The sequence below is a fragment of the Thalassotalea sp. LPB0316 genome (assembly GCF_014898095.1).
GTDB lineage: Bacteria > Pseudomonadota > Gammaproteobacteria > Enterobacterales > Alteromonadaceae > Thalassotalea_G.
In genome coordinates, this window is record NZ_CP062946.1 from 823,046 (window position 1) to 836,282 (window position 13,237).

Here is a 13,237-nt window from a genome sequence, read left to right on the forward strand (position 1 = left end):
TACTCAGAACTTGAATAGAATTAGATATCAGATTTCCAGATTGTAACGTTTTTAGTCTAGCGACAATAGCGTTGTGGTACCACCTGATCCCATGCCGAACTCAGAAGTGAAACGCAACTGCGCCGATGGTAGTGTGGGAGGTCCCATGTGAGAGTAGGTCATTGCTAGACACCTATTACTAAGCCCAGCGTAATACTGGGCTTAAACCCTTTTGGAGGGGTTCCCGAGTGGCCAAAGGGATCAGACTGTAAATCTGACGGCTCCGCCTTCGGTGGTTCGAATCCACCTCCCTCCACCATCATAGAAAAGCTCGACATATGTCGGGCTTTTTTTATATTTGTTTTTTGATGAGTACGATATCTTTTATATTCGGCTCATAGGCCACTTACTCTGCCCAGACTGCCTTATAAGTTAGCGGGTTACTTGATTGTTAATTAATTGTCCGTTTCTGGGTTGATCAATAGCTCGTATTTTTCTTTGAGGACAATATAGCGCGATTGTGAATAACTTGATGATGGTAATTTATCCATTTCTTTAATTAATAATTGCGCGCGCTCGATGTAATTACTATTTTGCGGGTTCTTTTCGTATGCCACTAAATATACCTGTAGCAAGTTTAGTTTAAGCCCAGTGTGCTGGGGAATAATCCTAGAAGCATTTGATAATTCATTGATCGCCTCTGAAAACTGATTTTGCTTGTAATAGCTCATACCTACCTCTATAGCTTGCTGAGCTTTAACAATATTTCCACTTATCGGTTTTGCTAAGCATGAGTCTATTTCTTTAAGTAGGTCTTCATCTTTTGCATTATCTTGAGCGAGCTGCTGCAAGATATTATTGGCTCGTTCTTCTCTATCTAAACGTACAAGTGAGCGAGATGATTCCAGTTTACCCTGAGTAGTCATATCGTGTTGGTATATATCTAAAAGTTTTTCAGCTGCTTCTAGGCTAACAGTTGAAGTATGTTTTTCTTTTATTGATCGCTGTAGTAAAGCAGTGAGCAATTGTGATCGTATTTTAAGTTCAACATCATCAAAATCTTTAGTCATCAAGCTTAGCGCATTAAATACCTTATTAGTTAGCTTTCTCGCCTGGTCGATTGGCATTTCGCTTATGTGTTCCAAAACAGCTTTAGCAAAAAGCAAGGCATTTTCTGGATGGTTATGGACAGAATGGTATGCTAATTCATTTGTCGTTTTAAGCGCATTCGCTGCTTTTGAATATTGTTCATTCTCTAAACAGACATTGGCATAAAACTTTAATCGTGCTACTGAGCGTGGTGAAATAATTAAACAACGTTCCAGTGTTTGTTCTGCCTTAGCGTGTTCTCCTTGAGCTTGGAAAGTTTTGGCTAACCAGTCGTATGCCGAGAGGTAGCGGCGGTTATCATCGATTATTTCTTGAAAATAAGTCTCTGCCTTTTGATATTGTTTATTTTCTAATGCTATTTTACCCAACCCTATTTTCGCCCAAGCGCAGTTTGGCTCATTTTGATACCGCAAGTAAATGTCCTGTGCTTGAGCGAATTGCTTCATATTGAAATACTGGCGAGACAAAATCCCCATACACTCTGATTCATATTGCGTTTGATTTTCGATTGCTTGTTTTACTAAACGGATGACTTTGGCCTCGTCTTCGTTATCGAGCGCTTTGTATATTTTAGCCATACTGCGTTTTTTCTGATAACTGCGAATTAGCCGTTTTTTAAGGTCGTGGAGTGTATATGGCTTAGCAATATATTCATCCGGTTTGTGCTCTAGTGCAGCTAACACCATCGCTTCTGAAACTTCGGCGGTAATCATGATGATAATGGTTTGGCGCTTAACAATATTTTTGGACTTCAACTCTTCCAAGACCTGTTGGCCATTTTTTTGATTTTCACCAAGATCATAACCCAATAGAATAACGTCGTAATTGACATTTGCGCATGCGGTGATTGCATCTTTAGCAAATGCAGCAGAATCTACTTTTACATCACCAAGGGTGTAAGCAAATTGCTTTAGGGTATCTCGGGATTGTTTAATGTTATCGACAACTAAAAAACGCTTATTAGAAAAGTTTGGGGTGGCCATTCATTAACATCCTGTGGTGGTGATTTCCTGCACCAAAACCCTTAATGAGAAACGGGAAACAAAATACATCGTTTGACTATATAGTTTGATATTACCGAGATCAATTTTAAGTAATTAATTTAGTAATCAAGGCGCATTATTACATTTGCCGAAGACTTTGTTAACCTTTGACGACTATACGTATAGCGCTCTAGGTTAGTAAACAAAGTGGCGATTGGTTACAAAAATTTAACTTACTTGATGTGGTAATTTGAATAGTTACATCAAAAACGCGAGTATCCTGTTGTCAGCTTACCTTGAAATAACATCGGTAAATATGACCCAAGCTATCTAATTAATGACCTTTAGTCTTGTTAATTAAATATATAATAATCAACTGGTTATATTGTAATTGCTTTGCTAATCTCATTTCATTACCTGTGCCAATGTAAGGGGAAATAGCCTCGTGAAACCGCAAAACAACCGCAGCAAGAGTGTTAATTTCACTCCAAGTAATCAGTATTGGGCTGAGACCCACGTCGTTACTAATTTACCGAAAGCACTTGAAAGTTATAATCTGTATACCAGTGATCGGGCACTGATTCACTGGACTTCAATATTTTGCCAAGACAAAGAAAATGCCGCCCTATCCGAACTAGGGGAGTATTGTGGGCGCCCCGAGGTAATTGAATGGGGAGCGCAAGCCAACCATAACAAACCTGAGCTTTTTACCCATGATCGTTATGGCCAACGAATCGATGAAGTAAAGTTCCATCCCGCTTATCATCAATTGATGTCGCTCTCAATGGCAAACGGATTACACTCAAGCCATTGGTTAGAGCAAACCGATTATAGCCATGTCGAACGTGCGGCGAAATATTATATGGTGGCTCAGGTCGAAGCTGGTCACGGTTGTCCAATTACAATGACATCAGCGGCAATCCCTGCGCTAAAAAACCAACCTGAAATTTTTGAACTATGGCGCGATAAAATCCTGAACACGACCTATGATCCGCGCAATGTCAGTCACGAACATAAACAAAGTGTCACGATAGGTATGGCAATGACCGAAAAACAGGGCGGTTCAGATGTTAGATTAAATACAACCCGAGCTTTTCCGATAAATAAAGCCGGTGGCGGAGAGCTATACGAGCTAGTTGGTCACAAGTACTTTGTTTCAGCCCCGATGTGTGATGCGTTTTTGGTATTAGCTCAAACTGATGCGGGTGTCTCTTGTTTCTTAGTACCAAGATGGCGACCGGACGGTACAAAGAACCCAATTCAAATTCAGCGATTGAAAAATAAAATGGGTAATGTTTCTAATGCGTCGAGTGAAACAGAATTACGAGGTGCTCAAGGTTGGCTTATTGGTGAGGAAGGGCGTGGCATAGCGACCATATTAGAGATGGTCGCTATGACTCGTTTTGATTGCATGATTGGTTCATCAGCGCAAATGCGACAAGCTGTAGCACAAATTACTCATCATTGCCAAGAGCGAGTGGCTTTTGGTAATGCTTTGATTGAACAGCCACTAATGCAAAACGTATTAGCAGATTTGATTTTAGAAAGTGAAGCTGCACTGGCTATGACCATGCGACTGGCCCGAGCCTTTGATCAAATGGCTAAAGATAACCATGAAATGCAACTGGTTCGTTTAGGAACAGCGTTGGGAAAGTATTGGATTTGCAAACGAGCACCAGGGCATGCTTATGAGGCGATGGAATGTATTGGTGGTAGTGGTGTGATGGAAGACTCGATCATGCCAAGACTCTTTAGAGAATCGCCGATTAATGCCATTTGGGAAGGTAGCGGTAATGTTCAATGTCTTGATATGTTGCGAGCGCTAGTAAAACAACCTGACTCGTACCAGGCCTATTTAGCTGAACTAAAACGCGCTAGCGGTAAAAATGCATTTTTCGATCAAACGATTATTGATATTCAGGGCCTATTTAATGATCAAACATCGCTAGAGTATCGCAGCCGAACGATTACTGAAAAAATGGCGCTAGCATTACAGGCGAGTACCTTACTGCAGTACGGAGATCCGACAGTAGCGGATGGGTTTTGTCAGGCGAGACTAGCCCCCCATGCTAATGGCTTGCTCTATGGTAATCTATCTGAGGCTGTTGATTGTAAGTACATTATTGAGCGTGGCTGTGTTCACCGTTAAGTTCGTTAATTAAATGTTACAATTTAACCGAGGCCATTATGCTGACTATCACTTTGATGAGTAGACAATCACCATCGATTTGAATAGATTTTTACTACGACAAATAAAAATAACCAATTGGAAACAAGATGAATTTTAAACTAGCGAGCCTATCGTCAGCCCTTGTCCTGACTTTTGCTCTAACAGGCTGTGAGCAATCAGCGCAATCAACTGCTCAAAATGCTAATGCAAGTCAAAGTGAACAAGCAGTTAAGTTTGCTTATCCAGAAACCAGAAAAGGCGCTGTGGTAGACGAATATTTTGGCGTGAAAGTAGCTGATCCATATCGCTGGCTAGAAGACGATATGAGTGATGAAACTGCTCAATGGGTTAAAGCACAAAACGCAACAACTTACGGTTACCTATCGCAAATTCCATACCGCGATGCCATTAAATCACGCTTATCGACATTACTTGATTATGAAAAAGTCGGTATGCCTTTTATCGAAGGTGAGTACACTTATTTTTACAAAAATGACGGCTTACAAAATCAATACGTGCTTTACCGTCAAAAAGAAGGAAGTGAACCAGAGGTTTTTCTCGATCCCAATGCATTTAGTGAAGATGGTACGGTTTCATTAGCAAGTATTGAGTTCTCAAACGACGGCTCTTTAGCTGTTTACCTTATTTCAGAAGGCGGTAGTGACTGGCGAAAAGCGCGAGTGATGGATACAAAAACTTTAGAGATTATCGAAGAAGAGCTTGTTGACATTAAATTCAGTGGCTTGTCGTGGGTTGGTAATGAAGGTTTTTATTATTCGAGCTATGACAAACCCAAAGGTAGTGAGCTTTCGGCAAAAACAGATCAACACAAACTGTACTACCACAAATTAGGCACTGAGCAATCAGAAGATCAACTAGTGTTTGGCGGTACACCGGAACAAAAACACCGCTATGTCAGTGGTGGAGTCACTGAAGACAACCGTTACTTAATGATTTATGCATCGGTGTCAACGTCGGGCAATCGTTTATACATAAAAGACTTACAATCACCTGAGAGTGACTTAATTCCTGTATTGACTGAGCCAAACTCTGATACTTATGTCCTTGAGAGCAAAGGCGAAGCGTTGTGGTTAGTAACCAACCTTGATGCACCAAATAAGCGCGTTGTAAAAACGACCGTTAGCAACCCTACACCAGATACTTGGGTTGATGTGATCAGCGAAACTGAAAATGTTTTGTCGGTATCAACAGGCGGCGGCTATATGTTCGCAAAGTATATGAAAGACGCGACATCGTTGATCCAGCAATATACGCTTGACGGTCAAAAAGTTCGCGATATTGAACTGCCAGAGGTTGGCACCGCTAGTGGTTTTGGTGGTCATGATGATCAACAAGCGATTTATTATTCATTTAGTAACCAAAAAACACCAAGCACCATTTTTAAATTTGATGTTGAGTCAGGTAAATCAGACGTTCACAGTAAATCTAAAGTGAACTTTGACAGCAATAAGTACGAGTCTAAGCAGGTTTTCTATACGTCAAAAGACGGTACAAAAGTACCTATGATCATTACACATAAAAAAGGCTTAACGCTTGATGGCAGCAATCCAACCATTCTTTATGGTTATGGTGGTTTTAACGTTAGCCTGCAACCGCGTTTTAGCTCAACGCGAGCAGCTTGGCTTGAGCTCGGTGGTGTTTATGCCGTAGCTAACCTACGTGGTGGTGGTGAATATGGTAAAAAGTGGCATGATGCCGGCACTAAAATGCAAAAGCAAAACGTTTTTGACGACTTCATTGCCGCTGCAGAGTATTTGATTGATAGCAAGATCACCTCATCTAACAAACTGGCAGTAATGGGTGGCTCAAATGGCGGTTTATTAGTCGGTGCTGTAATGACACAACGACCTGAACTATTCCAAGTCGCATTGCCTGCAGTCGGTGTACTAGATATGCTTCGTTATCACACCTTTACATCAGGTGCAGGTTGGGCATACGACTATGGTAAGTCAGACGATAGCAAAGAAATGTTCGAATACTTGCTAGGTTATTCACCTCTACACAATGTCAAATCTGGCGTAGCGTACCCGGCAACGTTGGTGACTACTGGTGATCACGACGATCGTGTTGTACCAGCTCATTCATTTAAATTTGCCGCCGAATTACAAGATAAGCACCGCGGTGAAAACCCTGTGATGATCCGTATCGAAACCGATGCAGGCCATGGCGCGGGTACACCAATTAGCAAAACGATTGATCAGTACGCTGATATTTATGGGTTTACCTTATATAACATGGGGATTAAATCTATCAATTAAAATGCTTTAGAAACAATCTGATAGATTAGAAACAGCCTTCCTCAGTGAAGGCTGTTTAGTTTTAGCACGATTCAGTTGTGTCAAAAGTCTGTTATTTTGCTAGTATTGCGATGACAATTGTTGTTTATAGTTTGTTATGCGCACGCTAGATTTTACTTCACATCTCAATTTTTCAAAGCTAGTTGGCCGATTATTATCGGTTTTCGTGATGCTATCGCTCGGTATTGAGGTAGCACAGGCTAAAGCTGTGAATCTAGACCTTGTTAAAGATCAGGCAATTGGTCAATATGTTAGTTATTTTCAGGAAACAGAACAACGTCTGAGTATTGACCAAGCGATAACCGCGTTTGGCGAGCGATCAGTAAAACACAGTAATAATGACTCCGTATCTCTTGGTATTGGTGTTAAGCCCGTTTGGCTAAAATTTAGTGTTGAAAATCCCTCTGATGAGAAACGCTATCGACTTGCCGTTGAAACACCTTGGTTAGATGTGATTGATACTTGGTTAGTTGAAGATGGCCGAGTGATCAAGCGCGTATCGGGTGGCGATGCTTTACCGTTTGATCAACGGCCAATGCCATATCGCTTTTATGCGTTCGAACACTCGTTTAGCCAAGGTGTTGTCGATATATATATGCGTGTAGAGTCTTTGGGCCCTATGGCTATCCCTATTCGCTTGAGTGAAAAACAGCAAGCGGTTAATCGCGATATTTCCTCTGGCTATCAGTATGGCTTTTTGTACGGCATCATGCTGGCTCTGGGGTTATATAACCTTGTGCTGTTTTTCTTCATCCGTCAAAAAGAATATGGCTTATATGGCCTTTACTTGATTGGCTTCGTTGCTAATAGCTTATCATATACCGGTCAACTTCACGTTGTCTTTACGCCTGACTTAGGGCCATATTTTCAAGACTGGCTCGATATTTTTTTAATGATCACCTATAGCATAGCTGGTTTGCACTTTGCGCGTTACCTACTGGATACCAAATCCTATGCGCCTAAACTCGACAAGCTGGTTATCCGCACGACCGTGATCATTCCTACAGGCATGGTTATTGGCTTTTTACTCGACGAGTTAGTATTTTCAATTACCCTAGCGTTTATTTTAAACTGCGGCTTTGTCACACTTTTTATTGCCATGGGGTGGCGAGCATTTGTCGAAGACAAACCCTTTTCAGTGATATTCTTATTTTCTTCGGTTATCGCGGCCTTGTGTATTACGATTTCCTCAATGGCCGTTGCCGGTATATTAGTGCCATATAATGACTATACCTTTAAAGCGATTGAAGTCGGTATGGCATTTGAGGCGATTGTCTTAGCTGTGATCTTAGCTAAACAATTTAGGATGGCTAAACTCGATAAAATGATTGCCGAAGATCACGCCCGAAGTGACGCACTAACTAAACTGAACAATCGTTTTGGCTTTAAAGAAGTCAGTACGCCCATTTGGCATAGCTTGATACGCAAAGAGCGCGATGCAGCGCTAGTGATCGTCGATATTGACGACTTTAAGCAAGTCAATGACACATACGGCCACTACGGCGGTGATATTGTTATCAAGGCCGTCGCTGACTGTATTAGCCAAGTCGCCCGTAAGAACGATATTGCCGCACGCTGGGGCGGTGAAGAATTTATTTTGTTCTTACCCGAAACCTCACAAGGGCAGGCAAATATTCAAGCTGAACGCTTGAGGAAAGCTATCGCTGAAAAGCAGATTGCGGTTAACAAGGTAAAACCCTTCCAGCTAACGGTAAGTGTCGGGGTCGCTGGTACTGAGTTGGGTAAGTTCAATGACAAACCGCTAAACCAAGTAAACCTTGAATATATGATTAATCAAGCTGATAAAGCGCTTTATTTGGCGAAAACAACTGGCAAGAATAAAGTCTGCTTAGCAGAGTGTGTCGTTGCTAGTTAACACGCTTGGCCACAAGCAACGCCAGAGCTCCAAGCAAATTGAAAATTATAGCCCCCGAGCCAACCGGTAACATCTATCACCTCACCAATGAAAAACAAACCTTTGGCTTTTTTAGCCTCAAAGGTTTTTGATGAAAGTTCATCGGTATCAACACCGCCTAATGTGACTTCTGCAGTGCGGTAGCCTTCAGTGCCGTTGGGCTTAATCTGCCAGTGATGCAGATATTGCGATAAATAGCTGACTTCGGCGTTACTGATTTGATTAATGGCTTTATCGGAAATATCTTTGTGTTGAATCAGTATTTCAACAAAGCGTTTTGGCAAAATGGTACACAGCATATTTTTAAGTGACTTTTGGCTGTGTTGATCGCGCCACTGAGCAATCAATGTTTCAATTGATGTGTCAGGCAATAGGTTAATCGTTACTGGCTGCCCGGCTTGCCAAAATGAGGATATTTGTAAAATTGCCGGGCCAGACATACCGCGGTGGGTAAACAGAATATTTTCTTTAAAGCTAACACCGCTCTCACTCGTGACTATGGTTGGCAAGCTAATGCCTGATAAGCCATCAAACTTTTGTTTATCGTGATCGTGTAAGGTAAATGGCACTAGTGCTGCTGTAGTTGGCAGCACATTTAAACCAAACTGCTCAGCAATTTTATAACCAATTGGTGTAGCCCCAAGTTTAGGCATGGTTAAGCCGCCGCTAGCGATCACCAGTGAAGTACATTGATAGCTAGCGTCAGTCGTTCTAACCAGATAACCCTCACTCGTTTGCTCGACAGTTAGCACTTCGTTGCGAAGTTTCACTTGGACACCTGCCCATTCACATTCGGTCATCAATATGTCGACGATATCTTGTGCGCCGTTATCACAAAATAACTGACCTAAGGTTTTGTGGTGATAGGGCATACCGTGCCGTTCAACGAGCTCGATAAAATCTTGGGCGCTATAGCGGCTTAACGCAGATTTAACAAAATGCGGGTTTTGGCAAAGGTAATTGTCTGGGCTGGCGTTTTCATTAGTAAAGTTGCAGCGACCGCCACCAGAGATCAAAATTTTTCGTCCTGGCTTTTTGCCCATATCGACAACGGTTACCGATTTGCCTCGGTAACCGGCTGTAGCAGCACACATTAAACCTGCGGCGCCTGCGCCAATTACTAATACGTCAGTTTGTTGCACTTAAAACCCTTAACTTAAACTCCGCAAACAGTTGCGGACTAGCTCTTATAGGCGTGCATTATAGAAGTAATACCAACTGAAAACAAAAAAGGCTTCTAACGTTAGAAGCCTTTGTCTGAACAGTACTTTTTGCAGGGCTTATTAAGCACCAGCGTCTGTCATAATACTTGGTGAGCCTGTTTTTGCCAGCTCTGCTAAGTCTTTGTCGATAAAAAATAACGCTTGGCCATTTTCACCGACAAGTTCAAGCTTGTCTAAAATACCTTTAAAAAGTTTTTCTTCTTCGTGCTGCTCGGCAACGTACCATTGTAAGAAGTTAAAGGTAGAATAATCTTGGCTCTGAAATGCCGCGTGAGCTAGCGCATTAATGCGCTCTGTCACTAAACACTCGTGCTTGTAAGTTTCTTGAAAAACTTCACCTAACGACGAAAACTGATGTGATGGCGCTTCAATCGTACCAATAATCGGCATTGCACCGGTCTCACTGACGTAAGTGAATAAACGGTTCATATGATCCATTTCTTCAACCGCGTGTTTTCTCATAAACTCAGCTGCACCTTCAAAGCCTTGCTCTTCACACCAAGCACTCATTTGTAAATATAGGTTTGATGAGAAAAATTCTAGGTTAATTTGTTCGTTAAGTTTTTCGACCATTTCCGGCTTTAACATGATGCTCTCGCTTTTTAAAAAATGATAAACAGAATTCTGCCAATAATTACGCTTGATAACAACCAAAAGATCACCAAAAAACGCAATAAAAACATTGGTTTATAATGATAATTATTGTTATTTACAGTCTTTTTATAAATCGTTTAACACGACTTCGGCTTTACTAACTTCAAATTCTTTAGGGTTTTCAATGAATAAGCTAGTTACCACACCATTTTCAATGATCATGGCATAACGCTTGGAGCGCACACCACCGAAACTTTCGGTATCCATCTCTAAACCGAGCGCTTTGGTATAACTGGCATCGCCATCGGCTAGCATCATAATGTTTTCAGCATTTTGTGCTTCGCCCCAAGCAGACATAACAAAGGCATCGTTAACCGATAAGCAAATGATTTGATCAACGCCTTTGTTAAATAACTCATCAGCTTTAACGACATATCCCGGTAAGTGAGCGGCTGAGCAGGTTGGTGTGAATGCACCAGGAACGGCGAATAAAACGGTTTTGCGGTTGGCAAACAATTCAGCCGTGTTGTGTGATGTCATATTGCCATTGACCAATTGCTGTAAGTGGCCGACAGGCATTTTGTCATTAATTTTGATCATAGTTTCTCTTCTATTTCATTTTAATTGGCTTACACAAGTAGCCTTTATCGTGTGCACATCGAGCACAATCCTTGCAAACAAATCTCGGCTTTTCAAGTAGATGAATTAACTCGTGAATGTTGTTTTCAATATCTTTTTTCTTCCATTTACAAAGTGATTTAGCCATACGACTACCTCTGCTAAGGCTTCTGGCTGTCATTGACAAATTTGTCTTAGACCACGCCTAGAAGAGTGATGTAAATACTGACTTAATTGTAGTGTAAAAGGAAGGCGACTGCACTAGGGTCACGGAGTAATAACCCTAGTGTAGTGATTAGATCTCTAATGTTTTACTGATGTCTTTGACCTGTTGAGCGACATCGTCTGAAATGGTTTTTGCACGTGATTTTGACTGATTTACTTCGTCATTGACTTGCACCATCGCGGCTTCAAAACGAGTGAATTGAGATCGTTGTTCATTGATGTGATTGAGAGAATCTTGTGATACTTTCGCCGAAGTAATCGCCTGTTCGACAACCGCCTCAGCATTATTTTTTAAACTTAAAGCGATAGCTTTTTGTTTACTCGATGCCTGTTCAATATCAAAAATAGTCGTGGTTAAATCTTGGCTGGCCTGATTGAGCTGCTCTAATCGTTGGCTTACTTGTTTTAGTGACTCTTGCGTTTTACCAGCGAGCTGACGAACTTCATCGGCAACCACGGAAAAGCCTCGGCCATGCTCGCCAGCACGAGCCGCCTCAATCGCCGCATTCAGTGCTAACAAGTTGGTTTGATCAGCAATTGCACTGATGACATCAACAATAACACCCACTGAGTCGACTGACTGGGTTAGCGAGTTAATAGCGTGCTTGCCTGACGTTGCTGCTTGATTGGTTGCATCACTGGCTTGTAAAACTTCTGTCGCCATTTGTTGGCTTTCATCCATTGCCTTTTGGGTAGCTTGGGCGTTATCAACAACTTGGTGAGATAAGGTATTTACAACTTCGGTTACCCGAGAAAGCTCATGCATAATATTGTCCACCGCGTTGAGCTGCTCAGAGGTTGCGTTAGACGAAGTTAAAATTTGGTAGGCCTGGCTTTCCATGGTTTGCATTGCATTTGACACCAAGGCCAATTGTTGAGCTTTTTGTTTGTCCTCTTCAGCTAGTTTATTCACCATCTGATTAAAGCTCGACGATATTTCACCTAGTTCGGTTTTGGTTGATATGCCTGTGATGTTATCAACTCGTCCTTCTTGCACTAAGGAGACAAAAGCATTTCTCAATTTACGCAGTGGGTTGAGCACTACCGAGCGCATTAGCCAATAATTACAGACTAAAAAAGAGGTCAAAAAGATTAACATCACGATAACGATGATCTGTAGTTGCTGATTAATTTGTTCTTGCTCAGCAATGATCACAGTTTCGCTTGCTTTAATCGTGGTTTCTAATGCTGCAACATCGTTTTGTAACACGCGCAGCCCCGATGTTCGGTGGTTGATTTGTTCTATCGTATTACTGATATCGGTTTGGTAGCGCAGTAATATTGAGCGCAGTTCATCCATTGCTTCTTGGCTTAGTTCTGTTGATGCTTCATCGTCGTCAAATAGTAGGTCGTCTTCGTCTTGCTCAATCACTTGATAGATTGATAACGTCGGTAACTTATTGAAGTCTGTTAATAATTGGCTGATCTCATTGATGTTTCTAACCAATGCTTGTTGATTAGGTTGTTGGCTGATAAACAGCTTTTCACGTTGTTGTGATAGTTGGGTCAAGGCGTGATGAATATTTTGAACTGTTGCTAGGTATTGAATACGCGTGGTTTGATCGATAGCCGTACTTTGTTGCGCGTATTGAGCGATCATCTGGTTACTCGCGAGCATACCTTGTTCACTATTGCGCAGTAATATCATGGGATCACCACTTTGTTTGCCCATGGCGCGGTACTTTAAGTTTAAATCTTGCTTTAATTGTTCGGCTTGTTGGCTAAGCTGGTTTGAAAAGTTATCTATGTTGAGATCATTAGCCAATTGTTGGATTTGCGTTAAGTGGTTTTCGGCTTGAGTAAGCAAACTGGCGTCACCTGAAGTAAGGTAACTAGCAATGGTACGGTAAAAGTCGACTTCGGTTTTAGTTTTTACTGCTTGATAGCTTTCTACTTTGCGTTTGCTGTCACTTAATGTGCTGGCGACATGGTACATAGCAACAAAAAATAGTAAGGTAAAAACGCTGATAGCAATAACTGACAATCGAGAAAATGATGATACGCGCAACGCAGGAAACTCCTTGAGATAAAAAGGTATTTTCCTGCAGTTTTATGTCATTTTTGTTGCGTTAATGTTACATTTTTGTGACAAGCGAAGTGAT

At 41.6% G+C, this 13,237-nt stretch carries 8 protein-coding genes, 1 tRNA gene and 1 rRNA gene; 5 read left to right on the forward strand and 5 right to left on the reverse strand.

The annotated features are described in order from the left end of the window. The first annotated feature begins 55 nt into the window (after nucleotides 1-55). Nucleotides 56-170 (forward strand): 5S ribosomal RNA (gene rrf / locus LP316_RS03700). Nucleotides 171-213: 43 nt separating this feature from the next. Then, nucleotides 214-298: transfer RNA gene (locus LP316_RS03705), tRNA-Tyr, on the forward strand. Nucleotides 299-434: 136 nt separating this feature from the next. Here the strand turns inward: LP316_RS03705 and LP316_RS03710 are convergent. Beyond that, nucleotides 435-2,072: a response regulator gene (locus LP316_RS03710; RefSeq protein ID WP_193022742.1), complete on the reverse strand. Its 1,638-nt coding sequence runs from the start codon at nucleotides 2,070-2,072 to the stop codon at nucleotides 435-437. Nucleotides 2,073-2,517: 445 nt separating this feature from the next. Here LP316_RS03710 and LP316_RS03715 point away from each other — a divergent pair, with 445 nt between their 5' ends. The 3 genes from LP316_RS03715 to LP316_RS03725 all read left to right on the forward strand — a co-directional run bounded on the left by LP316_RS03715 (nucleotide 2,518) and on the right by LP316_RS03725 (nucleotide 8,436). Continuing rightward, the gene (locus LP316_RS03715; RefSeq protein WP_193022743.1) at nucleotides 2,518-4,221 is read left to right on the forward strand and encodes an acyl-CoA dehydrogenase family protein; all 1,704 of its coding nucleotides are present in this window, start codon (nucleotides 2,518-2,520) and stop codon (nucleotides 4,219-4,221) included. A gap of 128 nt (nucleotides 4,222-4,349) precedes the next feature. Next, the gene (locus LP316_RS03720) at nucleotides 4,350-6,521 is read left to right on the forward strand and encodes a prolyl oligopeptidase family serine peptidase (RefSeq protein ID WP_193022744.1); all 2,172 of its coding nucleotides are present in this window, start codon (nucleotides 4,350-4,352) and stop codon (nucleotides 6,519-6,521) included. Between the two features lie 136 nt (nucleotides 6,522-6,657). Further along, nucleotides 6,658-8,436, forward strand: coding sequence for a diguanylate cyclase (locus LP316_RS03725; protein ID WP_193022745.1), 1,779 nt, complete (start codon nucleotides 6,658-6,660; stop codon nucleotides 8,434-8,436). Here LP316_RS03725 and LP316_RS03730 read toward each other — a convergent pair. The 4 genes from LP316_RS03730 to LP316_RS03745 form a co-directional block, all read right to left on the reverse strand. Then, entirely contained in the window at nucleotides 8,433-9,617 is a 1,185-nt protein-coding gene (locus LP316_RS03730; protein WP_193022746.1) for an NAD(P)/FAD-dependent oxidoreductase, read from the reverse strand. The genes LP316_RS03725 and LP316_RS03730 overlap by 4 nt on opposite strands. Before the next feature lie 141 nt (nucleotides 9,618-9,758). Further along, nucleotides 9,759-10,286 (reverse strand): non-heme ferritin, encoded by a 528-nt coding sequence (ftnA, locus tag LP316_RS03735; RefSeq protein WP_193022747.1) that lies wholly within the window; start codon nucleotides 10,284-10,286, stop codon nucleotides 9,759-9,761. Between the two features lie 132 nt (nucleotides 10,287-10,418). After that, nucleotides 10,419-10,871, reverse strand: a complete 453-nt coding sequence (locus tag LP316_RS03740; protein ID WP_319020996.1) for a peroxiredoxin — start codon at nucleotides 10,869-10,871, stop codon at nucleotides 10,419-10,421. 334 nt (nucleotides 10,872-11,205) lie between these two features. After that, complete coding sequence (locus tag LP316_RS03745) at nucleotides 11,206-13,143, reverse strand: methyl-accepting chemotaxis protein (protein WP_193022749.1); 1,938 nt, start codon at nucleotides 13,141-13,143, stop codon at nucleotides 11,206-11,208. Nucleotides 13,144-13,237: the final 94 nt, after the last annotated feature.